Genomic DNA, 24,751 nt, shown 5'->3' with positions numbered 1-24,751 from the left:
TAAGGTTATCCCGAATGAGCGATGAAATAATCAAGATCCCCGACATCGGCAGTGGCAGTGCAGAAGTTATTGAAATCTGCGTTGCACCCGGTGATTCAGTTTCTGCCGATGACTCCCTGATTGTTCTGGAGTCAGACAAGGCATCCATGGAAGTGCCTGCACCCCGTGACGGCAAAATCTCCGAGATCATGGTCAAGGTAGGTGACAGTGTGTCTGAAGGTGATGACATGCTGAAAATAACGACAATTGTCGTAGATAAGGAAGGTTCCGTAACTACCACCGAAGCAGCTCCAGCTCCGGCTGCAAAGCCAGAGCCTGCTCCAGCTGCTCCACCAGTCGGCAGCAGCATTCAGGACGTTCTGATTCCAGACATCGGGGCAGAAAACGTCCCTGTTATCGAAATCTGTGTTGCTATAGGTGACGAGATTTCTGAAGAAGATTCTCTGGTCGTTCTGGAGTCTGACAAGGCGACCATGGAAGTTCCTTCACCTTTCTCTGGCATAGTAAAAGAGATCTGCGTGAAAGAAGGCGACGAGATGAGTCAGGGCGATCTGGTGGTGAAAGTGGAAACCACAGGTGCTGCTCCTGTTCCGGCTCCTCAGACGGAAGCCCCTCAGCCTGCCGCACCAGCTCCAGTCGCAGCGCCTGTTGCAGGTGGCGTTCAGGAAGTGACGGTGCCCGATATTGGTGCCGAAGACGTCCCTGTTATCGAAATCTGCGTAGCCGTGGGTGATGAAATCGCTGAAGAAGATTCCCTGATTGTGCTGGAATCTGACAAAGCGAGTATGGACGTACCTTCTCCTTTTGCCGGTGTTGTCAAAGAGATCTGCATTAAAGAAGGTGACAAGCTCAGCCAGGGCAACCTGATTGCCAGGATTGAGACCCAGGGCAGTGTTGCTGCTGCGCCTCCGGCTGCTCCCGCGCCACAGGCTTCTGCTCCGGCAGCATTGGCTCCTGCGGCTGCCAAAGCACCAGCACCTGCTGCTCCGGCTTCTGCTCAGAAACTGGTAGAACTGGAAAAAGCCAATCGCAATGTCCATGCCGGTCCAGCGGTTCGCAGGCTTGCCCGTGAGTTTGGCGTTGCCCTGGAACGAGTAAAAGGCACAGGCCCACGCAGCCGTATCCTGAAAGAAGATGTTCAGGCTTACGTTAAGGCCATGCTGTCTGAAGCTGACAAGCCTCAGACAGCTGCCGTCACAGGGGGGATGGGTATTCCTCCGGTGCCTGCCCAGGATTACGCCAAGTGGGGTGAAATCGAAGAAGTGGCCCTGAATCGTCTGCGTAAAGTAGCAGCTCAGAACTTCCAGCGCTCCTGGCTGAATGTGCCCCACGTCACACAGTTTGATGAAGCGGATATTACCGAACTGGAAGCTTTTCGTAAGGCCAACAAGGCAATGGCAGAAGCCCGGGGCACCAAGCTGACTCCGTTGCCTTTCTTCCTGAAGGCTGTGGCTTACGTACTTAAAGAGATGCCGGTATTCTGCTCTTCCCTCAGTGAAGACAGTGAGTCGGTTATCTACAAGAAGTACATCAACATTGGTGTTGCTGTAGATACTCCTGACGGCCTGCTGGTACCGGTCATCAAAAATGTTGACCAGAAAGGTATCTGGGATCTGTCCAGAGAGTGTATCGAACTGGCTGGCAAGGCCCGTGACAAGAAGTTGAAACCGGCTGAAATGCAAGGTGGCTGCTTCACCATCTCCAGCCTGGGTTCAGTCGGTGGTACCGCCTTTACCCCCATCGTGAATTCGCCTGAAGTCGCTATTCTGGGTATCTCCAAGGCATCCATGAAGCCTGTCTGGAACGGCAAGGACTTTGATGCACGCCTGATGTGCCCGCTGTCACTGTCGTACGATCACCGTGTGGTTAATGGTGCTGATGCCGCCCGCTTCACCACCCTGCTAAGTAATCTGTTGTCAGACATTCGTCGTTTGCTGCTGTAATCCCGGGATTCCGGTGAGTAAAAGAGCCCGCGACTGTTTTGCAGTGCGGGCTTTTTTTACCCGGTACAATTTTTTTGGGAGAGAAGCACGCTTGCTTTCCTGATGTACCACTTTTTTGGTCTAAACCAGGCTTAAAGCCCGCATCCAGAGGGAATAGTCATCTGACCCATTGAATAAAAAGTCCGCAGCTGTTTTCATTAGCGGGCTCTTTCTTGTCTGATGCAACCTTTGGTTTTTTGAGAGAAAATGAGGCTTGTTTTCTTGATCTATCACTTTCTTGATCTACCTTTCATGCCAACAAATTCGAGTGCATTGTTACGACAATGAAGCAACTGTCTGTTGCAGCACTGCTGCTGATGCTCTTGTCGTTGTCTGTTATCTGCCAGGCCGAACTGTTGGCAACTCGTTTTATTGTCGAGCATACACAGACATCTCGGAGCTTTTCTCTTAAGCACGTCCTGAATTCGTTGTCGGGCACCCCATCGGACGTTGCTGACACAAACGGCTTCGCAGAGTCAATTTTTCTGCCTGATGACAAACCACCGAGATTTGTCGGTTACGGAGCAAAAACGACCTTTATTGAATCGATTTCATGGCAATTGTTTTACGCCACAAATCTGTTGGTTGCTTACGAACTGATTCTGACCACCAATGACGGCACTCCGGGCGGCAAACCTTATTCATGGATACCAATAGAGGCGTTTTTAGCTGTCGGCTGGCTTTTGAAAAGCTATTGGAACTTCGATTCATTGCTGTTTAACCCGATGAAACAACAGGTGGCAAGTCAGAACGACCCGTTTGCGATCACCATTATGATGCTCCCCGGGCGGGGTCAACAACAAAATGGTCAACAACAAAGCCGGTCATCATCCTCATCCGGTCAGCAGGTATCAGGGTCAACCACACATGCTACGGGCTTTTTCAACCCATCGTCTTCTGATTCTGGCGGCGGTAGTGGAGGCTCTGAACAACAACGGCATACCTTGGGTTTAAATTGTTACGTCGATTCCTGTCATGGCGTTTGTAAACTCTCGCAATCATCTGATAACTCAGCAGAAGGGCCGCTGATTTCTGTAGTGAATTCTTTAGAGAATTCGACCGCCCATATGGAAGCCACACCCGGACAGGTCTCATCCCCGGATATCACTAGTCGATCCTTCACATCGCCACTGGTTTATTTCGATAGAAACACATTTATTCCAGTTACTGATGCCCCCCCAGATGAACTCTATAATCAATTCTTTGTTGATTTCTCTGACATTCACCGCATTGATATCAACCTGACAAATGGTTGTATGAGTCCGAGGTCGCTATTATGGGTATCTCCAAGGCATCCATGAAGTCTGTCCGCAATGGCAAGGGCTTTGATGCAGGTCTGATCTACTGTCATTGTCCCCGGATTTTAGTTTCGTGCCTTCTGTCTTCTCGTCTATCCTCACTGCTCCTATCCCCGGAAAATAAAGGATAGAACCATTAACAGCTTACTCTCGCACGTATTGGTCTTTTTGCCTTTCGTCTGCCCGGCTGAGCCGCAGACTCATCGTTTTATCGTTGAGGTTGATCAAAATGAGGCTTCGACAAGCCAGAGTTTTTCTATAAAAACTGAGCCGGACCTATTAACTGCAATGCCAATGACTGATTGGAAGCTGATGCAAAACGAAGTATCACACACGATCAGCACAAACGAATGGTCAGGCATGCTGTCCGATGACCAACCCTCCAGGCGAAACAAACTTCAGATCATCACTTTGATGTACGGAACGGGCGGCGGTAACTATTCCCGGGTAACAGAGTCAGAGGTTCACGGTCAGTCATTCAATAGACATAGAGAAAAATCACATTATTTATACGACAGCGACAATAATGATGAAAATTCGGGTCGGCCCACTGACTCACGACATAGCTTTGACAAGAATTGCCATGAACAGCCCTGTTGTAATCAACAGGGAGTCTGTATCTTCGCTCCTTCCGCAAGTACCCTGTGTCGTTCAATCTCAGATGACTCTTTCGCTTACACAACAGATGTCTATTGGCAAGCAGGCGATCAGGAATCTGGCTCGGTAAGCCATCCTGCTGAAGCACCGACAGTTGTCTCAGAAGCTGACAGCACAACCGGTGGGTCATTAAAATTAAATCCACCTCCTGCGGAAAAACAGAAAAAGGCAGTCATCAAAAAATACCGATGTCATCACCCCGGCTGTAAAAAATTATTTAGCTCTCAAGCCTCATTGCACACTCACAAAAGTCAGTATCATTGCGGAGAGCGGACCTGCCTTGAGTGCCAGAAGTCCTTGCCAAACGCTCAAGCCCTGGCGGTTCACAAAAGAAAAGATCACACCGGAGAGCAAACCTGCTCTGAGTGCAAGACGACCCTGCCAAACGCTCAAGCCCTGTTGCTTCACAAAAGAAGAGACCACACCGGAGAGCAAACCTGTCCTGATTGCCAGAAGCTCATGCCAAACGCTCAAGTCCTGTCGACTCACAAAAGTCTATATCACACCGGAGAGCGAATCTGCCCTGAGTGCCTGAAGACCCTTCCAAACACTCAAGCCCTGTCGGTTCACAAAAGAAAAGATCACACCGAAAAGCAAACCTGCCCTGAGTGCCAGAGGACCCTGGCAAACGCTCATGCCCTGTCGGCTCACAAAAGTCAATATCACACCGGAAAGCGAACCTGCCCTGAGTGCCAGAAGACCTTGGCAAACGCTCATTCCCTGTCGGCTCACAAAAGTCAATATCACACAGGAAAGCGAACCTGCCCTGAGTGCCAGACTACGCTGCCAAACGTGAAAGCCCTGGCGGCTCATAGAAGAAAGGATCACACCGGAGAGCGAACCTGCCCTGAGTGCCAGACTACGCTGCCAAACAGTCAAGCCCTGTCGAATCACAGAAGGCAACACCGGAAACGAAAACTTGATGATGCAAAGTCAAGTGATTGATTTCTGATTGTCATTTCGCGCTGCAAGCTTTTTTTTGACCGAAAAGATGCCTGTTTTCTTGATCAATCACTCTCCCAGCTTCCAATCTGAAAAAAAGAAAGACAAAAACAAAGCACGAAACAGATGTAAGGATAAAGTTTTGAAAAACACACTCTCTATGGCACTGCTGTTTTCGTTGTCTGTCCTCTGTCAGGCTGCAACATTGAAAAGAAGTTTTGTTGTCGAATTTGAACAGGGTGGAGATTCTCCAATCCGGAGATTTGCCATAAAGCCTGAGCAGCTTATATTGTCAGGCAATCCGTCATACATCTCAGACACATACGCCTGTCGGGGACCGGCTTTGCCGCCTGATGACAAACCACAAAGAATTGGCGGTTACCGAACCTGCCCCGGTTCTGGTGATGAGGATGATTTTAAGGCTAATTAAAATCGGTCGGGACATAACGACCAAAAGTAGACAGGGCAGCAGCAACATCGAAAAATACGCTTATTTCCTTGAACTACCGATTTCTTGATCTATCTTTCCTCTTAAAAAATAAGAACTGAATATTATAAGCTACAGACTGGAATGTAATGAAAAACTCTCTGTCTGCGGCACTGCTGTTGCTGCTTTATTCGTTATCTGTCATCTGTCAGGCCAAACCGTTGACAAAGAGTTTTGTTGTGGTGCTTGAACGGAATTCAGGTTCTCCAGACGGGAACTTTCCTACAAAGCTTGGCCAGCATGGACTAGCGGGCAACCCGTCATACACTGCCCAGACAAATAGCCATTCTGGTTCAAATAGGCTACTTGATGACGAACCACACAGACTTGGCGGTGATGGGTCAAAAACGACCCTTAGTGAGTCGATTTCATGGCAGCTGTTTTACGCCACTCATCTGCTGGTTGCTTATGAACTGATCCTGACCAATAACATTCCTTCAGGCGCCAAACCTTGTTTAAGGATACCAGTAGATGCGTTTGTCGCTGTCGGCTGGCTCCTGAAAGGCTATTGGAACGCCAATTCAGCGCTGTTCAACACAATGGATCAACTGGGTGCGGCTTCTATGATGTTACAGGAGGATGACCCATATGCGACCATCACAATGACGTACCTCGAACATGGTCAACAAAAAAACCAGCAACGAAATCAGCCAACAGTATTATCAACTGATCAGCAGGCCCCCGGGGCAAACAGCCAAATTAAAGGTTCTTTCAACAGCCCTCAGCATTCCGGCTCCGGTGGCGGTAACGAAGGCTCTGAACAAAGCCGACATACGTTGAGTTTAAATTGTTTCGTCGATTCTTGTATTGGTGTTTGTAAACTTCGATCACCACTCCGAAACAGAGAGTCAGCTGAACGCTCGCTGAATTTCCCAGATAGTTCGGTATGCGACACTCTTCATGCTGATCCAGCCGATTTTCACTGTGAACAGCCCCGCAATCGAGAGAACTCTACATCGACTGATCCTGGCACATTGAATGAACCCCCCGTTTATATCATTTCTGAGTTTGGTACATTACTTGACCCTCCTGTATATATCATTTCTGATTTTGGCACATCGATTGATCGCTCTGTTTACCTCCCTGATGATGTCGACAGAGAGATGGATCCTTCTATTTATCTCCCTGATGATGCCGACACATTGATGGATACTTCCAATTATCTTCCCGATGATTTTGAGATACTGGTTGACCTCTCTGTCGATCCTCCTGATGATTTTCCTGTCACTCAAAGCATTTATCTCAACTCAACAAATAGCCAGTCACTTATAAACTCAATGAATGCAGTTGCAGCCTCTATAAAGAATAATGAAAGGGAAGATATCTCTGACAAATAATGTTCATCGAGAATGGCCAGCAGCAGAAATGCCGTGATAACTTCAACTGATGCTGACGGGGCACGTCTTGCCAGGCACTTAACCCCTGTCGAGACAGTGGCTGACGCGGATGCTCAGAGGTTGCCACGCGGGGTAACCGAAAACGCCACCCTATTGACCAAGAGCAGAATGATTTTTTCGCTCCACCATAGGTTAAGTACTCAACCATACGAAATCATATTTTCTGACTTATTGTTCAGGCACTCGCGGCAACTGCTCCTGCGTTGCTCTAGCTCCTGCATCCATGCAGTCGTGATGCGTTGCAACTCTAGTCACATAGCTTGCTATGTTCCCGTCGTTGCGCCTTGCAGAGCACCTGCCCAATAAGCCAGAAATATTCGATTCCGTATGGCTGAGTACTTATATACGATGTACCTTTCATCCGGTGTAATTTTTGGTTTTTGACAGAAAACATACTTATTTTCTTGATCTATCACTTTCCCGATCTATCTTTCTCTTCTACAAAATAGAATGCACGAATGGAATGATGAAAAACTCACTCTTTGCGGCATTGTTTATACTGCCAGCGTCGCTATCTATCACCTGTCAGGCCGAACCGTTGACAAGACGTTTTGTTGTCAGGCTTCAGCAGGATGCAGGCTCTCCAAATCAGAACTTTTCTATAAAGTGTGACTTGCATACAGAGTCGTGTAAATCGTCAGGAATTGCCGAAACAAATAGCTATGCAGTGTCAGATTCACCCTATGATCGTAAAACACAGAACAGATGTAAGAATAAGGTTTTGAAAACACCAATTTCTGCGGCATTCCTGTCCGCGCTGTTGCTGTTGTCCATAGTCTGTCAGGCTAAAACACTGACAAGACGCTGTGTTGTCGAGCTTCAACAGGATGCAGGTTCTCTAATTGGTAACTTTTTCATAAAACGTGACCTTAATACGCTGTCGTTTACTCCGTCAGACATTGTTGGCACAAACGGCTATTCAGGATCAATTTTTCGGCCTGATAACAAACCACACAGACTTGGCAGTTACGGACTAAAAACGTCTTTTATTGAGTCGATTTCGTGGCAATTGATTTACGGCACGAATTTGCTGGTAGCATACGAACTGGTTCTGAGTACCCGTGCCGCTGCCATGAGCACAAAACCTTATTCATGGACACCTGTAGAAGCGTTGGTCGTTGTTGGTTGGCTTTTGAAAAGCTATCGGAACTCCGATTCACCGCTGTCTGACCCGATAGAACAGCTAAAGGCAAGTCAGGATGACCCGTTTGCGATTAGCGCTATGATGCTACCCGGACAAAACCAACAACAAAATGGCCAACAAGACCAGCCATCGGCAGTGTCCGGTCAGCAGGCCTCAGGGGCAACCACCACCCAACTCACAGGCTTTCTCACCAGCCCTCTGTCTTCTGACTCTGGCGATGGTAACGGAGATCCTGAACAACACCAGAAGCATACTTTCGGTTTAAATTGTTACGTCGATTCTTGTCACGGTGTTTGTGGACTCAGATCATCATTCCGGAACAGAGAGCCAGCTGAAGTGCTGCTGAATTGCGAAGAAAGTTCTTCAGGACACACAGGAGCAACATCCGGACAAAGCTCACACCCTCGCTCGGAAATCCAAAATAATGCACATATCCAAAATAATTTTCGCGGCCAAATTAACCAGCAAGAACACGGACCAGCTAGTCCCACTTTATACCAGACAGATTCAAGGGCACCCGATATAACTCGTAGCAGGAGAATCGAATGTGACGTGATAATGGTCGCAGAGGATGGTCAACGGCAGAGATGCGGGAAGGTCTTCAGGACTGTTCAGGGGCGGTCGCTTCATGTAAGAAGATCCCACTGCGTGCCAAAATTCTGTTACGCGCTAATCATCCTCAATGATGGCAGGCGGCGGCCATGCGAGATGTCCTTCAGGAATCAAGAAATGCTGTCGCGTCACAGAACACAATGCCACATTGAGCCAGCATTTTGTGACCTGATAGTGGTCGGGGAGGATAGCGAGCAGAGAGTATGCGGGAAGGTCTACAGGAATATCGCGGAGCAGCAGGGTCACAGCTTGTTGAACCACGAAGGTGAATGGGATATTAGATGGTCGCATCCCGGAAGAAGGGACCACATTATTGGGTCACACTTCTGTGACATGGCAGGGCTCGTGGACGATGGCGAGGGGAGACAGGTTTGGCAACTATGCGGAAGGATCTTCATTACTCTTGATGAGCTCTATTGTCACAGAAGTGGATATCACCAGAATTGATGTCATGCTGGGTAGAATTATTAAACATGCTTCAATTTCACCTACCTTTCTATTTTTAACCGAACAGCAGTAGACGTCATTTACACTCTGGTCAGGGATAGCTTGTATTCTGGTATCTTATTAACGGCAAACTTTCACCTGCTGCAACCTTTGGTTTTTGACAGAAAAACAGGTTTATTTTCTTGATTTAACACTTTCTCTATCTATCTTTTCTACAAGTCATATGCGGGGATGGAATGATGAAAAAATCACTCTGTGTGGCGCAGCTGTTGCTGATTGCTTCGCTATCTGCAATCTGTCAGGGTGGAACGTTGAAAAGACGATTTGTTGTGGACTTTCAAAAGGATAATGCAGATTCTTCAGTCCAGAATATTTCTATAAAGAATGGCTCTTATACACTGTCGTGCAATCAGTCAGACATTGCTAACAACAGCGGCCGTGCAGAGTCATCTGCTCTGCCTGATGACAAACAGCGCGGACTTGGCGGTTATGGGTTAATGACCTTTATTGAGTCCGTTTCGTGGCAATGGATATACATTAGCAATCTGCTGGTTTTGTATGAACTGGTCGTTATCAACAATGCCGCTTTTAGCCACAGATATAAACTATTGCTAACTTGGGAAGCGTTTATGGCTGTCTCCTGGTTTGCTAAGAACTATAGGAATCCTGATTCACCGCAGATGGGTCAACCGGAGGCGGGTCAGGATGAACCATTTGCGAACACCAGCATGATGCTCCGCAGAAATGGCCAACAGCAAGGCCAGCAACAAAGCGACCAATAGTCAGCAGGCCTCAGGGGCAAACACCTCCCAGACTCTGTCACCGGCTCCCTGACTTCTGACTCTGGTGGTAGCGGGGATCCTGAACAACATGAGCAGTAAACTTTGCTTTTAAATTGTTTCGCCGATTCCTGCCAGTGCAGGTTTGGGGAAGAGGTTTGGGTACATCCAATCAGCGACATGAATTATGTTGTTTTATCGAATGAGCATAAAACCCCGTACTTCCAGAGGCTGTCAATGGAGTTAAGTATGAGCTTATTTTTCATCTCAAGCACTGGTGACTTTGGCAGATATTTGAAGGTATTGGGAAAATATGAACTGTGTCACTAGCGGAATCGACAGAATGAAACTGGTTCTAAGCTCTGAGGATTGTTGGGGAAGTACAAAGCTTGTAGTCATTGGTTTGCTCTGTTTGACACTCTCCACCTTGACGGTTGCCGATACAATGTCGAATGGAATCTTTCAGTTAATCAACCAACGGTTGAATTATATGCAGGATGTCGCCTTATCCAAGGCCAAAAGCCACAGTGCGATTGAAGACTTGGCCAGAGAAAAGCAGGTGCTTGAGAAAGCATTGGTCGATGCGCAGCAGGCAGGTTTACAACCGGACTCTATTGTTGGTTTCTTTCAGGCACAGATGGATGCTGCCAAGGCGATTCAATATCGCTATAGGGCTGACTGGTTATCTACCCATCCTGAAAATAGTGAATATCGGGATTTAGCTTCTGAGGTCAGGCCAAAGCTTTTGGAGCTTGGTGATGAAATTGTGGTTAGAATCAGCGAATACCTGAAAGGTGGAGGGTCTTTTGATAATAATCTGCAGAAAGACTTTGTCAGAACGGTGAATACAAAGCATTTATCTGAAAACGATAAAAAGAAGATGTTTGAAAGTCTTCAGAGGATACGTTTGATCAAGAGCTAGTGCAGTGCGTTGAAACCTGTAGTGCATATCATCTCCAAACCAGTCATCAGTCCGCTTGGCTCGATGCTCAAAAAGCATACTCCTGGCTGCACAAGGCGAAATAGTCTCATCGTTGAAACAGTGGTTGGAATGACATCCATAATAGGCTGACAGGGGCTTTTGTTTAGTGTTAGTTAGGTCGGCCTCCTGGCGTCCTTATAAACAGGGCTGTCATCAGATGAAACCGCACTTGATTTCGCTGGCAGTTACGCTACAGTTCCCGTAACAATACCCCTCCCGCTTCCCGTAAGATCAGCGCACCGTGAGGGGTTACTCGTTTCTGGGGATCAATAAATCCAATAAGTTATCGGTCATTGAAGGGTACTATGAGTTCCTCCGGAAAGAAGCCAGCCCACAAGCGCCCTTATCTCAAGCCTCCTATTACCTTTGCAAAGCAAGTACAGAAGCTTCAGAAACGAAACCTGGAGGTGCCTGACACTGCAAAGGCTGAATTTTACCTTGGGCAGATTAATTATTATCGTTTTACCGCTTACTGTTTGCCCTTTGAGTCTGAAAACACGTTTATTTTCTTGATCTGACACTTACCCGTTCTATCTTTCATGTCTATAAATCGTATGCACAAATAGAATGATGAAAAACTCACTCTATGTGGCACTTCTGTTACTACTTGCTTCATTATCTGTCATCTGTCACGGCGAAACGTTGAAAAGACGATTTGTTGTCGAGTTTCAGCGGGGTGGTGCAAGTTCTCCAATCCAGAATTTTAGTATAAAGAGCGACTCTAACACACTGTCGTGCAACCAGTCAGACATTGCTGACAAACCACAGGTAATTGGCGGTTGCGGGCTAAAAACGACCCTTATTGAATCTCTTTCCTGGCAATGGGTTTACGCTATCAGTCCGCTGGTTGCTGACGAGTTCCTGATCACTAATACAGCTCCTCAATTCAGAGCTAATCTATGGTTAAGCGTTGGAAGCTTTATCGCTGTCGGCTGGATTATTAAAAGCTATTGGAGCCCCGATTCACCGTTGTTTAAACCGATGGGGCAACTGGAGGCAAGTCAGGATGACTCATTAGCGAACACTGCCATGATGCTCTCCGGAAATGGTCAACAGCAAGGCCAACAACAAAGCCAGCAACAAAGCCAGCAACAAAGCGAGCAATCAGAATCTTCCAGTGGGCAGGCCTCAGCATACAGCGCCCAAATTCAAGGCTCTGTCACCGGCTCCCTGTCTTCTGACTCCGGTGGCGGCAACGAAGACCCTGAACAACACCAGCAGCATACTTTGGGTTTAAATTGCTTCGTCGATTCCTGTCATGGCGCTTGTATATTCAGACCGTCACCCGAGAACAGTGAGCCAGTTGAATTGCCACTGAATGTTGAGGAAAGTTCGACAGGACAAACAGGAACAACACCAGAGCAAAGCCCATATCCTTGCCCGGAATTCCCAAATAACGTTGAGTCCCAAAATAATTCTCACGAGCCAATGAACCAACAAGACCCCATTCCGGTTAACCCAACTGTAAGCCCGGCAAATGCAGGAGCTGCCAATACAGTCCGTGACAGGGGATACGAATGTGACGTGATACTGGTGCAGGATGGCGGCCAGCGACCATGCGGGGAGATCCTCAGGAGTGCCAGAAGGCTGTCGTGTCACAAAATCAGATTCCACACCGGACTAGGTGCGGGGACAGCCAATGCAAATCGTCTCAAAACAGTTGTCTGTGACAGACCAGTGATTTTGAGGAATGGCAGGCGAATGCCATGCGGTTCGCACTTAAGGAATAAAAAATTGCTGTCGAGTCACAAAATGAGATACCACGTTGAGCCAGCATTCTGTGACCTGATAGTGTGCGGGGAGAATGGTAATCAGCGAGTATGCGGGACGGTCTTCAGAGATAGTGTAGAGCAGCAGAGTCACAGCCAATTATATCACGAAGGTGAATGTGATATCAGATGGTCGCATCCCGGAAGAAGTGACCATATTATCGGGTCACATTTTTGTGATCTGGCTGCTTTAGTGGATGATGACGCGGGGGGATTGCTGCAACAACTATGCGGAGCGATCTTCAATACTACTGAAGAGCTGCTTCTTCACAGGAGAACATTCCACCAGAAGCAATACCCGTCTGAATGAAATAATCGAAGGGTTTGAAAACGTTCCAATCTCACATATCTTTTGATTTTTAACCGAACGACGGTAGACGTCATTTATAATCAGGTCACGGATGAATTGTATTCCGGCATTTTCTTCCCGGCAAATTTTACCTGATGCAAGCTTTGATTTTTGACAAAAAACCGTTTTTTTTGATTTGTCACTTTTTCGATCTATTTTTTTCTTAACAAATTAGAATGTAGAGATGGAACAATGAAAAACTCGCTCTTTGCGACACTGCTGGCGATAATACCCGTCTTCTGCCAAGCCGAACTGTTGACAAGGCGTTTTGTTGTCGAATTTCAACAGGATGCAGACTCTTTAACCCAAAGCTTTTCTATAAAGAGTGATCTCAATGCGCAGCCACGCATTTCGTCAGACATCGCTGACACAAATGGCTATCCAGGTTCAGATTTTCTATCTGTTGATAAACGACATGGACTTAGCGGTTATGGGTTAAAGACAGCCTTTATCAGGTCCATTCCATGGCAATGGCTTTACGCCACAAATCTACTGGTTGCTCACGAACTGATCCTTACCATCCACGACGCCGCTCTGGGCGCCAAGCCAATTTCATGGTTGCCTTTAGAAGCGTTTGTCCTTGTTGGTTTGCTATTGAAAAGCTATTGGAGCCCCGGTTCACTTCGGTTTGATCCGTTGGAAAAGCCAGAGGCAGCCTCTTTGATGAAGCAGGGGGATGAGCCTTTTTCAATCACCAGGATGATGCTTCCCGGAAATAACCAGCAACAAAACGGCCAACGAAACCAGCAGTCATCATCATCCGGTCAGCAAGCCTCAGGAACCACCTCCACCCAACTTTCCGGTTATTCCAGTAGTCATCTGTCTTCTGGCTCTGGTGGCGGTAACGAAGGCCCTGAACAACGCCAGCATACTCTGGGTTTAGATTGTTACTTCGATTCCTGTCAGGGTGTTTGTAAACTCCGATCATCAACTGATAGCAAGGAGTCCGCCGAAGGGCCGCTGAATGCTGGTGTTTTACCAGCCCAATTCTCCAGTCAAAGCACTGATATCAGGCAGACAATCAGCCATGATAGGACGGGCGTGGCTATTTTATCCATAAACTCAGAAAGGAGCATTGTTAGTGGCATGAGGAGAGAGTTAATAGACTTAGTTGGCTCTATGCTTTGGAAGAATCGACTTGTGTGTGCAGTGGGAACATCCGGTAGGACCAGAGGTCAACTTCAGTTGGAAGTAATGGCTGATTACGATTGCACCCAGGAAGAAAGGCAAGAGTTAAGCACCTATGTGGAGCGTTTCCTGCGAGAAAATGTTCCGGAGCGGTTACGCAATGAATTTAAAGTCATAATCAAATATGAGGGACCTGTGGAACCTTTGTAGGCAGTTTTCTATCTATCTTTCTTGTCCAAAACCCTATACGCGACTGGAATGATGAAAAACATACTCTTGCCGACGCTGCTAGCGATAATATCTGTCTTTTGCCAAGCCGAACTGTTGACAATGCCTTTTGTTGTCGAATTTCAACAGGATGCAGGCTCTTCAACCCAGAGTTTTTCTATAAAGAGTGATCTCAATACACAGCCGCACATCTCGTCAGACATAGCTGACACAAATGGCGATCCAGATTCAGATTTTCTACCTGTTAATAAACGACATAGACTTAGCGGTAATGGATTAAAGACGGCCTTTATCAAGTCCATTTCATGGCAATGGCTTTACGCCACGAATCTGCTGGTTGCTTACGAACTGGTTCATGGCGCTGCTCTGGGCGCCAAGTCAATATCATGGCTACCTTCAGAAGCTTTTGTCCTTGTTGGTTGGCTTTTGAAAAGCTATTGGAACCCCGACTCACTGCTGTTTAATCCACTGGAAAAACCGGGGGTGGCCTCTATGATGTCGCAGGGGGATGAGCCTTTTACAATCACCAGGATGATGCTCCCCGGAAATAACCAACAACAAAACGGCCAACGAAACCAGCAGCCATCATCATCCGGTCAACAAGCCTCAGGAACCTCCTCCAACCAACCTGGCAGTTATTCTAGCAGTCCTCTGTCTTCTGGTTCTGGTGGCGGTAACGAGGGCTCTGAGCAACACCAGCATACTTTGGGTTTAGATTGTTATGTGGATTCCTGTAATGGCGTTTGTAAACTCCGATCATCAACCGATAGCAAAGAGTCCGCCGAAGGGCCTCTGAATACTGGTGTTTTTCCGGATCAATTGTCCACTCAACTCACTGATATCAACCAGACAATCGGCCCTGACAGCGTGACTGTTTCATCCATAAACTCAGAAACGGTATGCACCACGCTCAATCAAGGGGGCGATGCAAATGCCCGGCGCCACAGTGGATCATTGCTGCATAATGCAGTATCGAGAGGTCACAGTAATACTGTCCAATTTCTTTTGGCTGGTGGTGCTGACCCCGATGCCCCGGACCACGAAGGCCACTGTCCGCTATGGTTTGCGATAAGGGATGGACATGCTGAAATCGTTGAACTACTGCTTCATAGCGGTGCCAGTCTGTACCATTCCGGTTACTTTGACCGTACGCTACTGTTGTGCTGGGCGATACGCAGTGGTCCGCAAATGACAGCCACCCTTCTGGCCAACGGCGTGGAACCAAATGATCCCAATGGCTTTCTCTTTCCATTGTCTCTTGCGGTAAGCTCACGTGATCTGAAGGTGATCAAGCTCCTGCTGGCCAATGGTGCCAATCCAAATGTTCGTGATTCTGAGGGCGTTAAAGTTATCCATCAAGATCTGCAAGATAGGCTAGTTTATGGGTATGGGGATGAGTATGGGTATGGGTATGGGTATTGTTATTATTCAGAAGGAGTAGAAATCGTCACCATTTTGCTGGCCGGGCACTTTGTTCCATTTGACCAGCTATGGGTTCCCCCGAATGTCAGTAATAAGCACAATAAGCCCGATTTGAGCTTACTCCATCTGGCTGAGAAGAACGGGCATATCAAAGTTGCTAACATCCTGAAGAATTATACACCTGTACCTTATCAACCGGCGTCGCTACAGTGTTGGGCCCGTGCCTCTATCCGCAAGCGGCTGGTGCAGAACCGGGCTAATTTTTGGCAGACCCTGTGCGCCGATTCCAATTGCCTGCAGCTGCCCAAGCACCTGAGAGCTTTTGTTTACCGACCGCTGTCCTTCTAGCAAAAACGTCATAAACCCTTGCCCAAACGAGGGTGGGGATATAAGAGCGGACAATACAGGTCGCGGTAAAAGGCTTTGTGATTTCCCAGTGTGGACTGAAACTCAAAACACGCATCCAATCTCACATATCTTTCGATTTTTAACCGAACGACAGTGGACGACAATTAGACTCGGGTCGGGGATGGTTTGTGTTCTGGCATCTTCTTCCTGAAAAATTTTTACCTCATGCAACCTTTGGTTTTTGACAAAAAACGCTTTTTTGATTTGTCACTTTCTCTATCTATCTTTCTTGTCTGTATACCATATGCACGAGTGCAATGATGAAAAACTCACTCTATGTGGCCATGCTTTTACTGCTTGCCTCATTATCTGTTATCTGTCAGCCCTACCCGTTGACAGAAAGTTTTGTTGTCGAGTTTCAAAAGGATGATGCAGGTTCTTCAATCCAGACTTTTTCTATAAAGCATGACCTCGCTACTCTGTCACGCAACTCGTCAGATATTGCCGACACAAAAGGCTATGCAGAGCCCGATTTATCGCCTCATGATGAACCACATGGACTGAACGTTTACAGGTTAAAAGCCATCCTTATTGAGTCCATTTCATGGCAATTGATTTACGCCACTCATCTGCTGGTGGCTTACGAATGGGTTCTGACCAGCAATGCCCCCCCTTTGAGTGGCAAACCTTATCCATGGCTATTTGTAGAAACGTTTTTAGCTGTCGGCTGGCTTTTGAAAAACTATTGGAAGCCCGATTCATCGCTGTCTGATCTGATAGATCAGCTGAAGGCAAGTCAGGATGACCCGCTTGCAACCATTAATATGATGGTACTTCCTGTCCATGAAAACGGCCAACAAAGTCGGCCATCAGAGTCACCCGGTCAGGAAGCCTCAGGGGCAAGCAGTACCGGACTCTCAGGCTCTCTCACCCGGCTCCTGTCTTCTGACTCTGGCGGCGGTAACGAAAATCCTGAACAACACCAGCAGCATACCCTGGCTTTAAATTGTTACGCTGATTCCTGCAATGGCGTCTGTATATTCCGACTATCATCTGATAGCAGAGAGTCAGCTGAAGGACCGCTGAATTCCGAAAAAAGTACGACAGGAGATACAGGCTCAACACCCGGACAAAGTTCCTGTCCCCGCCCGGAAATCTCTTGCAACGTTCAGATCCACAATGATTTCGACGGGCAAATTTACCAGCAAGAGCCCATTCCGGTTAACCCAAATTTACGCCTGATAAATGCAGGGGCAGCCAATAGAATTCGTAACAGGAGAAACGAATGTCATGCGATAGTGATCGGGCTGGATGGAGAGCAGCGGCCATGCGGGATGATCCTCAGGAGTGTCAGAATGTTGTGGCTTCACAGAAGTAAACACCACGCCAAGCCACATTTCTGTGACGTGAGAGTGGCTGGGGAGGACGGCGGACGGCGGCTTTGTGGGAAGATCTTCGGGAATACTGCAGAGCTGCTCCGTCATAAATTAAGGCATGCAATAATGCAGAATAGAAGACTTCATGGAAGGCTTAATAGAAGGCGTTGAGAGTACAAGCCCGGAACGCGCCATGATCTCACATAACTTTCGTTTTTTTAACAGGACAGAGGAGTTTTTGTCTACCGTGAACAGGGGGATATCCTGCCCTCTTCTTGTCGGCGAATTCTTATCCGGTGAGACCTTTAGCCTTTGAAATAATGCTTTTTTTCTTGCTCTATCAATTTTTTGATCTAAGTTTCCCGTTTAGAAAAATGCACAAAACAGATGTAAGGATTAAGTTTTGAAAAAAACACTCTCTTCGTCATTGCTGTTGTTGCTGATGTCAGTGACTGTTATCTGTCAAGCCGAATCATTGAAAAGACATTTTATTGTCGAGTTTCAACAAAATGAAGGTGTTCCAAAAGGGAGCTTTTCTATAAAGCGTGATATTAATTCATTGTCGTGCAATCCGTCATACCTTGCTGACATAAATTATGACGCAGAATCAATTTTTGCGCCTGATGGCAAGCTTGGCAGTGTTGGCGGCTATGGCGCAACAAAGTCCCTTGTTGAATCGATCTCGTGGGAGTTGATTTATGCCACTCATCTGCTGGTTGCTTACAAACTGGTTCTTACCACCAGCGACAACCCTATAAGTAAAAAAGCCAATTCATGGATACCTGTAGAAGCATTTGCCGCTGTCGGCCTGCTTTTGAAAAGCTATTGGAACCCCGATTCGCTGCTGTTTAACCCGATGGATCATCGGGAGGCGACCTCTATGATGACACAGGGGGATGACCCATTTGTGATCACCACTATGATGCACCCCGGAAATGGCCAGCAACAAAGCCAACCACAAAATGAGCAAACCAGTTCATCCGGTCAGCAAGCCTCAGGGACAACAACTGGCACCGGGATTTCAGGCTCTATCACCAGCTCACTGACATCGGGCTCGGGCGATGGTGGCGAAAGCCCTGAACAACCCCAACATACTTATGGTTTAAGTTGTTACGCTGGTTCCTGTCATGGCGTTTGTCAACTCCGATCATCACCCCGTAGAACGGCGAATAATGAACAAAGTTTGTTTAGCCAGGTTGTAGAGGGGCTTCTCACTCCCGTCCTGTATTTGGCTGGCATCTATTTTACCCCCTGCGCAGCGCGGACTGGCCGAACGAAACGTTCAGAGGGCCATAGACAACCCCAACATACTTACGGTTTCAATTGCCACATCGATTCCTGTTATGGTGAGTGTAAATTCCGAGCACCATCCGATGGCTGAGACCCGGCGGATACACTTCGTACCGGGCCAATGTTCTACAAAATCTGTGATGTGTGCGGGGCACCCTGCTTGGATGCTCACGCCCATAGAATTAAACTTCATCGCAAGTGCTGATAATGATGCAGTTACTCAAGCGACATTTTCTTACCCGGTGCGACCTTTGGTTTCCAGAATCGTTCCCATGTTGGGACCCACAGAGCCTAAGAGCGTGAAGACCAGAGTTTTACGACACTGTTTGAGCATTGGAACAAGTGGTTGTTTTTGAAAAAATGCCTGTTTTCTTGATTTATTAATCTCTTGGTCTAACTTTCCTGTTCAGAAAAAGCACAAAACGCATCTAAGGATTAAGTTTGAAAAAAACACTCTCTTCGTCATTGCTCTTATTGCTGGCGTGGCTGGCTGTTACCTGTCACGCCGAATCGTTGAAAACACATTTTATTGTCGAGTTTGAACACGACGGAGGCGTTTCGGAAGGAAGCTTTTTTATACAGCGTGATCTTGATGCGTTGTCGTATAATCCATCATCCGTCGCAGACATAAGTGATGACGCAGGACTAATTTTGCCGCCTGATGACAATTCACACAGAGTTGGCGGTTATGGCGCAACAAAGTCCCTTATTGAATCGATCTCGTGGGAATTAATTTACGTTAGTCATCTGCTGGTTGCTTACAAATTGATTCTGACCACCGGCGACACCCCTCTGAGCGCCAAATCTTATTCATGGGTGCCCGCAGAGGCGTTTGCCGCTCTTGGCTTGCTTTTGAAAAGCTATTGGAACCCCGATTCGCTGCTGTTTAACCCGATGGATCAACTGGACCCGGTATCTATGCTGGCACAGGGGGATCACCCGGTTTTGATCACCACCAAAACAAAACCCGAAAATGGCGAAGGACAAAACGGGCAACAAAACCAACCACAAAGCCAGCCATCTCAATCGCAAGCCTCAGGAACAACTTCCCATCTTACAATTGCTTTGTCCAGCCTCATTTCTTCCGGCTCCGGGGGCGGTAATCAGGGCCCTGAGCAACCCCGGCATACTCTGAGTTTCAATTGTTATGTCGATTCCTGCAATGGCTTTTGCAGACTCCGACAATTCGGTAGCAGTGAATCAGTTGCAGGGGCGCGGAGTTCCGAAAGAAGTTCGACGGGCCACACTAATCGTGACATGACAGGAGCGCCAACCTATCAGCTGGGAGTCGGTAGTTCTATACTTATTGTCATTCCATCAATCGCATTTCGCGACCGACAAAACTCAGTAGCAATCGGCCATCTTGCAGCTGGTTTCGACCCCTCGACTACCAGTGAACCTTGGGTTCGTACCGTCATGTCACGTTCAGAGGTCGGCAGGTTCCCATTTGATCGATTTCGGCCATATGGCGTTATGGTAAGCGACGTTCATGGTCATCTTAGGGAGCTTGGGAACCACACTATGGGTTCTAATTGTTCCTTCGATTCCTGCAATGGCTTTTGCAGACTCCGACAATCCGGCGATAGTGGATCAGCTGAAGGGTCGTTGAGATCCGAAGGAAGTTCGGCGGGCCACACTAATCGTGGCATGACGGGAATGCGAAACAATCAACTAGGAGTCGGTGGTTCTTTGCTTATTGTCATTCCATCAATTGCATTTCGCGAACGACAAAACTCAGCAGCAATCGGCCATCTTGTGGCTGGTTTCGACCCCTCGACTACCAGCGAACCTTGGGTTCGTATCTGCATAGGACGTTCAGAAGCTGCCAGGTTCCCACTTGATCGATTTCGGCCATATGGCGTTATGGTAAGCGACGTTCATGGTCATCTTAGGGAGCTTGGGAACCATACTATGAGTTCTAATTGTTTCTTCGATTCCTGCAATGGCTTTTGCAGACTCGGAGAATCCGGTGGATCAACTGAAGTGTCGCTGAGATCCGAAGGAAGTTCGGCGGGCCGAACACAAACCTTTCAGCCACAAGCTGGTGGATCTTCGGTTAGTGTCATGCCATCAAGTGCAAGTGGTGCAGGACAAAACTGGCGACAAAACCAACCATCTCAATTGCAAGCCTCAGGAGCAAGCTTGCATTCTCTGCCTGGTTTCAACCTCACGTCTTGCGGCTTTGGCCGTGGATCTTCGTTTCTTAACGCCCTATTAGCCGTGTCATTATCAATTTCGCGACTTCCGCCAATAAGCGGCGCTCATAATCATTCAACGGAGCTTGCGGGCATCCCGGAAGATTCCAGCGATACCCATGGAGCAGGGTGGGATGTTGATTCCGATATGGATGTCGATCCCTATGAGGAGTAGTCCGCAGTGCTCAATAAACCTGTAACTTGTTCCCGGGCTCCAGAGGTCGTCACAAAGCTCTGGTTCCCACGCTGGGACCCACCGGACCTGGACGTAGGAATGCGTTGCGAGAGTTATGCGATACCGGCAAAAGCCAGAGGTTTGGGGGTCTCAAACTTTATTACCTGAACCTGCGTAAAGCATCGCCCAATCGGGCGGTGATATAAGCAACAAGCCCGTGTAGGGCTTGCAGAACCGGAATCCTTAATTATTTACAGGCGCTTATCGTTTCTGTAATATTCCTGCCATGAAAACTAAACGTGCCTACAAAGAACGATTCTACCCAACGCCGGAACAGGAAATACTTCTTGCCCAGTCGTTTGGTTGCGCCCGTTTTGTCTATAACAACACCCTCCGTTTTCGCACTGATGCCTACTACAAAGACGGGCAATCTATCTCCCATTCCGAGGCAGAAAAGCGGCTTGTGTCGCTCAAGACAGAGTTCCCATTTCTGGCAGATGTATCCAGTGTCATCCTACAACAAACACTCAGGGATCAGCAGGAAGCCTTCAAGAACTTTTGGGCTGGCAGGGCGAAATACCCTAAGTTCAAAAAAAGACATTCAAGACAAAGTATGCGGCTGACAAAGGCTGCTTTCAGCGTTAAAAACGGCCACCTGTTTATAGCCAAAAGCAAAGAGCCTCTGAACATTCGCTGGAGCAGAGAACTGTCTTCTGAGCCTTCCAGTGTCACTATCAGCAAAGATCGGGCAGGCCGGTACTTTGTTTCTATGTTGTGCGAATTTGAAGCTAAAGCAATGCCTATTAGAAATAAGACAGTGGGCATTGATTTAGGTTTGAATGATCTGTTCATCACTTCAGACGGTGAAAAATCCGGTAATCCAAGGCACACCAAACGCTACGAGCGAAAGCTCGCCTACCTTCAGCGTCAGTTGTCGAAAAAGCAGAAAGGCAGCAGCAACAGAGCTAAAGCAAAGCTCAAGGTTGCTCGTATCCATGCAAAAATTGCCGATTGCCGGATGGATGCTACTCACAAGGCATCCCGCGAATTTATAGACGAGAACCAAGTTGTTTGCGTAGAGTCTCTGAACGTGAAGGGTATGATTCAAAATCCAAAGCTGGCCAAGCACATAGCCGATGCAAACTGGGGAGAATTTGTCCGACAGTTGCAATACAAGGCGGAGTGGGCAGAAAGAAAGGTTGTTCAGATTGACCGGTTCTTTCCAAGCTCCAAGCGTTGCTCCGGCTGTGGGTTTGTCCATGAAAGCTTGCCGTTGTCTATTCGTGAATGGGAGTGTCCAGAGTGCCGCACTCATCACGACCGGGACATTAACGCAGCAAAGAATATCAAAACCGCCGGGCTGGCGGGGTTAGCCTGTGGAGCGACTGGAACGGGGATGGCTGCGAAAGCAACCATCTAGGGAAGGCGTGACGAAGCAGGAAGGTTCTTGGAGCGATCTAAGAACCCTCGCCCGATAGGGCGGGGAGTGTCAGAAAGCAGCAATGAAGTTTTTCAGGGTAATAATAATCAAAACCAGTACCATCAGGGAAAAGTCCAATCCTCCCAAAGGCGGAATTACTCGTCTGATCCTGCTGCTCAGAGGCTCGGTCAGTTGATGCAGCAGCATCAGGCCCGGGTTGTAACTGCCGGGTGCTACCCAGCTGGCAATAGCGATGACGATCAGGCTGAACATATAAATGTTCAAAACTTCACCTGCCAGCTCCTTAAGGCTGACAATCAGCACCTGGGGAAAAGGAATCGCATTAGCGGCAATACCCTGAACCATAAAGAGTACGTAAACCAGCAGTATCTGCAAGATCAGGGCAAGGACCAGAGCAGCCAGATCCAGACCACCCATTCCCGGAATTACTTTCCTGAGAGGATTCAGTAGCGGTGAAGTGACTTTGACAATGGCCTGGGAGATGGGGTTATAAAAGTCTGCTTTAACCAGTTGCAGCAGAAAGCGCAGCAGTACAGCCATGATATACAGACCTCCCAGGGTCTGTATCAGAAAGACGAGGCTGGAGGAGAGTGCTGACATAAAAATCCTTCGTGTTTAAACAGCCATGGTTAAATAAAAGTGAGCAAGCCGGGGAAGCAAGGTGGCTTATGTGGCTGAGCCCAGTGTCCTGACCAGTTTACTATGAAACTTCCGGTTGCGGGAAATAGAGGCTCCTAGTCAGCCAGTTGTTCTGCCAGTTCCGCACCCCTTTCTTTTGCAGCCTTAACCGCCTTGTAAACCACCGCTTCAAAGCCTTCCTGTCGGAAGGTTTTCAAAGCCCGTTCAGTGGTTCCGCCGGGAGAGGTGACTCTTCTGCGAAGCTCGGCAGCATCAACATCACTCTGAACGGCCATGTTTGCAGCTCCCAGAGCGGTTTGCAATGAAAAACGTTCAGCGGTTTCATGATCCAGCCCCAGCCTGACCCCGGCTTCTGCCATAGCTTCCATCATCAGGAAAAAGTAAGCCGGACCCGAACCTGATAAGGCGGTGATGGTATCGACCTGTTCTTCTTTGTCCAGCCAGTGAAGAATGCCAATGGGTGAAAAAATCTCATTGGCAATGGCTTTCAGTTCATCCGTTACCCAGGGATTGGCGAACAGGCCTGTCGCACCAAAATGCAGAAGTGATGGCGTATTGGGCATACTGCGGACAATGGGCAGGCCGCCGCCAGTCCAGACATCCAGACTATCTAGGCGGATACCGGCAGCTACAGAAATAATGAAGGGCTTATGCGCCTGAAGCACGGAGGCCAGTTCAATCAGAACCGCTCTCATCATCTGAGGTTTAACAGCAAGCACCACAATTTCAGCCTTTTCTGCTGCTTCCAGATTGCTGGTAGAGGTATGAATACCGAGTTGGTCAGAACATTTTCTGGCACTTTCCTGCGTTTGGCAGGAAGCGAATATTCTCTCTTTCGGCCAGCCGTGTTCAATCAATCCACCCATGATGCTGCTGGCCATATTGCCAGCACCGATGAATGCGATGGTCTTATTGGTCATTCCTGACTCCTTGATGGTTCTGACTTCTGGCCCCGAAAAGAGCCGTACCAATGCGAACCATGGTTGCCCCTTCAGCAATGGCTGCCTCCAGGTCACTGGTCATTCCCATGGACAATGTGTCCATAGTTAGATGGTGCTCACGGTTAAGAGATTCAAGTGCATTTGCCAGCTTTTTAAAGGGAGCCCGCTGTTTAACTTCATCTTCTTCCGGCGCGGGTATTGCCATCAGTCCGCGCAGCTGAAGCCTGGGGAGTTGGGATATGGCTGCTGCCAGTTCAGGAAGTTCTGTCAGAGTGACCCCGGATTTACTTTCTTCTTCGCTGATATTGACCTGAAGACAGATATTCAGGGGCGGAAGTTGTTCCGGGCGCTGATCATTGAGTCGTTGGGCAATTTTAAAACGATCGACACTGTGTACCCATTGGAAGTGACTGGCAATATCGCGGGTTTTGTTCGATTGGATCGGTCCGATAAAATGCCAGACCAACCCTTCCAGATCGCTGAGTTGGGTTATTTTATCCACAGCCTCCTGCAAATAGTTTTCGCCAAAATCCCTCTGACCCAGCTGCCAGGCCTCGGCAATCATCCCGGCAGGTTTGGTTTTACTGACTGCCAGAAGTTTTACCTGACTTTCCCGGCCGCTGGCTTGCTCAGCTTTGTGAATTCTTTCAAAAACCTGGTCGAATTGACTTTTTAATAAGGTCATCAGCCTGTACAGTAGTTGGTTAATAGGTAGAAACCGAT

At 47.9% G+C, this 24,751-nt stretch carries 18 protein-coding genes; 15 read left to right on the top strand and 3 right to left on the bottom strand.

Going from position 1 to position 24,751, the window contains the following annotated elements; genetic code table 11:
- The first annotated feature begins 14 nt into the window (after nt 1-14).
- The 15 genes from aceF to ACO6VG_RS04210 all read left to right on the top strand — a co-directional run bounded on the left by aceF (nt 15) and on the right by ACO6VG_RS04210 (nt 22,427).
- On the top strand, nt 15-1,943 hold the full coding sequence (gene aceF, locus ACO6VG_RS04280; RefSeq protein WP_422472869.1) for a pyruvate dehydrogenase complex dihydrolipoyllysine-residue acetyltransferase: 1,929 nt from the start codon (nt 15-17) through the stop codon (nt 1,941-1,943).
- 323 nt (nt 1,944-2,266) lie between these two features.
- Nucleotides 2,267-3,283 carry a hypothetical protein gene (locus tag ACO6VG_RS04275; protein WP_422135746.1) on the top strand — a complete coding sequence of 339 codons (1,017 nt, stop codon included), beginning with the start codon at nt 2,267-2,269 and terminating at the stop codon, nt 3,281-3,283.
- Between the two features lie 291 nt (nt 3,284-3,574).
- Entirely contained in the window at nt 3,575-4,882 is a 1,308-nt protein-coding gene (locus ACO6VG_RS04270) for a C2H2-type zinc finger protein (RefSeq protein ID WP_422472867.1), read from the top strand.
- Between the two features lie 139 nt (nt 4,883-5,021).
- Nucleotides 5,022-5,309: a hypothetical protein gene (locus ACO6VG_RS04265; protein ID WP_422135743.1), complete on the top strand. Its 288-nt coding sequence runs from the start codon at nt 5,022-5,024 to the stop codon at nt 5,307-5,309.
- 146 nt (nt 5,310-5,455) lie between these two features.
- Nucleotides 5,456-6,703 carry a hypothetical protein gene (locus ACO6VG_RS04260; protein ID WP_422135742.1) on the top strand — a complete coding sequence of 416 codons (1,248 nt, stop codon included), beginning with the start codon at nt 5,456-5,458 and terminating at the stop codon, nt 6,701-6,703.
- Between the two features lie 781 nt (nt 6,704-7,484).
- Nucleotides 7,485-8,966 carry a hypothetical protein gene (locus ACO6VG_RS04255; RefSeq protein WP_422472865.1) on the top strand — a complete coding sequence of 494 codons (1,482 nt, stop codon included), beginning with the start codon at nt 7,485-7,487 and terminating at the stop codon, nt 8,964-8,966.
- Nucleotides 8,967-9,205: 239 nt separating this feature from the next.
- On the top strand, nt 9,206-9,748 hold the full coding sequence (locus ACO6VG_RS04250) for a hypothetical protein (RefSeq protein WP_422442578.1): 543 nt from the start codon (nt 9,206-9,208) through the stop codon (nt 9,746-9,748).
- Nucleotides 9,749-10,088: 340 nt separating this feature from the next.
- Nucleotides 10,089-10,667 carry a chorismate mutase gene (locus ACO6VG_RS04245; protein ID WP_422135739.1) on the top strand — a complete coding sequence of 193 codons (579 nt, stop codon included), beginning with the start codon at nt 10,089-10,091 and terminating at the stop codon, nt 10,665-10,667.
- A 627-nt stretch (nt 10,668-11,294) separates the two neighbouring features.
- Nucleotides 11,295-12,806 carry a hypothetical protein gene (locus ACO6VG_RS04240; RefSeq protein ID WP_422139186.1) on the top strand — a complete coding sequence of 504 codons (1,512 nt, stop codon included), beginning with the start codon at nt 11,295-11,297 and terminating at the stop codon, nt 12,804-12,806.
- 231 nt (nt 12,807-13,037) lie between these two features.
- Nucleotides 13,038-14,183 (top strand): hypothetical protein, encoded by a 1,146-nt coding sequence (locus ACO6VG_RS04235; RefSeq protein WP_422135737.1) that lies wholly within the window; start codon nt 13,038-13,040, stop codon nt 14,181-14,183.
- A 120-nt stretch (nt 14,184-14,303) separates the two neighbouring features.
- Nucleotides 14,304-15,971, top strand: a complete 1,668-nt coding sequence (locus tag ACO6VG_RS04230) for an ankyrin repeat domain-containing protein (protein ID WP_422472863.1) — start codon at nt 14,304-14,306, stop codon at nt 15,969-15,971.
- Between the two features lie 317 nt (nt 15,972-16,288).
- On the top strand, nt 16,289-17,518 hold the full coding sequence (locus ACO6VG_RS04225; protein WP_422472861.1) for a hypothetical protein: 1,230 nt from the start codon (nt 16,289-16,291) through the stop codon (nt 17,516-17,518).
- A 232-nt stretch (nt 17,519-17,750) separates the two neighbouring features.
- Complete coding sequence (locus ACO6VG_RS04220) at nt 17,751-18,728, top strand: hypothetical protein (RefSeq protein WP_422472859.1); 978 nt, start codon at nt 17,751-17,753, stop codon at nt 18,726-18,728.
- A 350-nt stretch (nt 18,729-19,078) separates the two neighbouring features.
- On the top strand, nt 19,079-21,007 hold the full coding sequence (locus tag ACO6VG_RS04215) for a hypothetical protein (protein ID WP_422472857.1): 1,929 nt from the start codon (nt 19,079-19,081) through the stop codon (nt 21,005-21,007).
- Nucleotides 21,008-21,293: 286 nt separating this feature from the next.
- Nucleotides 21,294-22,427, top strand: a complete 1,134-nt coding sequence (locus ACO6VG_RS04210) for an RNA-guided endonuclease InsQ/TnpB family protein (RefSeq protein WP_422472855.1) — start codon at nt 21,294-21,296, stop codon at nt 22,425-22,427.
- A gap of 69 nt (nt 22,428-22,496) precedes the next feature.
- Here the strand turns inward: ACO6VG_RS04210 and ACO6VG_RS04205 are convergent, their stop codons facing one another.
- From ACO6VG_RS04205 to ACO6VG_RS04195, 3 genes are all read right to left on the bottom strand, one after another.
- Complete coding sequence (locus tag ACO6VG_RS04205; RefSeq protein ID WP_422135731.1) at nt 22,497-23,048, bottom strand: YggT family protein; 552 nt, start codon at nt 23,046-23,048, stop codon at nt 22,497-22,499.
- 134 nt (nt 23,049-23,182) lie between these two features.
- Nucleotides 23,183-24,007: a pyrroline-5-carboxylate reductase gene (proC, locus tag ACO6VG_RS04200; RefSeq protein WP_422135730.1), complete on the bottom strand. Its 825-nt coding sequence runs from the start codon at nt 24,005-24,007 to the stop codon at nt 23,183-23,185.
- Nucleotides 23,997-24,713: a YggS family pyridoxal phosphate-dependent enzyme gene (locus tag ACO6VG_RS04195; RefSeq protein ID WP_422135729.1), complete on the bottom strand. Its 717-nt coding sequence runs from the start codon at nt 24,711-24,713 to the stop codon at nt 23,997-23,999. The genes proC and ACO6VG_RS04195 overlap by 11 nt, the downstream gene beginning before the upstream one ends.
- Nucleotides 24,714-24,751 lie beyond the last annotated feature (38 nt).

It is taken from the genome of Endozoicomonas sp. ALB032, assembly GCF_049310125.1.
Classification (GTDB): domain Bacteria; phylum Pseudomonadota; class Gammaproteobacteria; order Pseudomonadales; family Endozoicomonadaceae; genus Endozoicomonas_A.
The sequence above is the reverse complement of the archived record's forward strand: the minus strand, read 5'-3'. Positions and strand labels throughout refer to the sequence as shown.

Excerpts from the sequence above, each read along its gene's own strand:
- aceF (WP_422472869.1), top strand. The coding sequence starts at position 15 with ATGAGCGATGAAATAATCAAGATCCCCGACATCGGCAGTGGCAGTGCA.
- ACO6VG_RS04275 (WP_422135746.1), top strand. The coding sequence starts at position 2,267 with ATGAAGCAACTGTCTGTTGCAGCACTGCTGCTGATGCTCTTGTCGTTG.
- ACO6VG_RS04270 (WP_422472867.1), top strand. The coding sequence starts at position 3,575 with ATGACTGATTGGAAGCTGATGCAAAACGAAGTATCACACACGATCAGC.
- ACO6VG_RS04260 (WP_422135742.1), top strand. The coding sequence starts at position 5,456 with ATGAAAAACTCTCTGTCTGCGGCACTGCTGTTGCTGCTTTATTCGTTA.
- ACO6VG_RS04250 (WP_422442578.1), top strand. The coding sequence starts at position 9,206 with ATGAAAAAATCACTCTGTGTGGCGCAGCTGTTGCTGATTGCTTCGCTA.
- ACO6VG_RS04245 (WP_422135739.1), top strand. The coding sequence starts at position 10,089 with ATGAAACTGGTTCTAAGCTCTGAGGATTGTTGGGGAAGTACAAAGCTT.
- ACO6VG_RS04240 (WP_422139186.1), top strand. The coding sequence starts at position 11,295 with ATGATGAAAAACTCACTCTATGTGGCACTTCTGTTACTACTTGCTTCA.
- ACO6VG_RS04235 (WP_422135737.1), top strand. The coding sequence starts at position 13,038 with ATGAAAAACTCGCTCTTTGCGACACTGCTGGCGATAATACCCGTCTTC.
- ACO6VG_RS04230 (WP_422472863.1), top strand. The coding sequence starts at position 14,304 with ATGCCTTTTGTTGTCGAATTTCAACAGGATGCAGGCTCTTCAACCCAG.
- ACO6VG_RS04225 (WP_422472861.1), top strand. The coding sequence starts at position 16,289 with ATGATGAAAAACTCACTCTATGTGGCCATGCTTTTACTGCTTGCCTCA.
- ACO6VG_RS04210 (WP_422472855.1), top strand. The coding sequence starts at position 21,294 with ATGAAAACTAAACGTGCCTACAAAGAACGATTCTACCCAACGCCGGAA.
- ACO6VG_RS04205 (WP_422135731.1), bottom strand. The coding sequence starts at position 23,048 with ATGTCAGCACTCTCCTCCAGCCTCGTCTTTCTGATACAGACCCTGGGA.
- proC (WP_422135730.1), bottom strand. The coding sequence starts at position 24,007 with ATGACCAATAAGACCATCGCATTCATCGGTGCTGGCAATATGGCCAGC.
- ACO6VG_RS04195 (WP_422135729.1), bottom strand. The coding sequence starts at position 24,713 with ATGACCTTATTAAAAAGTCAATTCGACCAGGTTTTTGAAAGAATTCAC.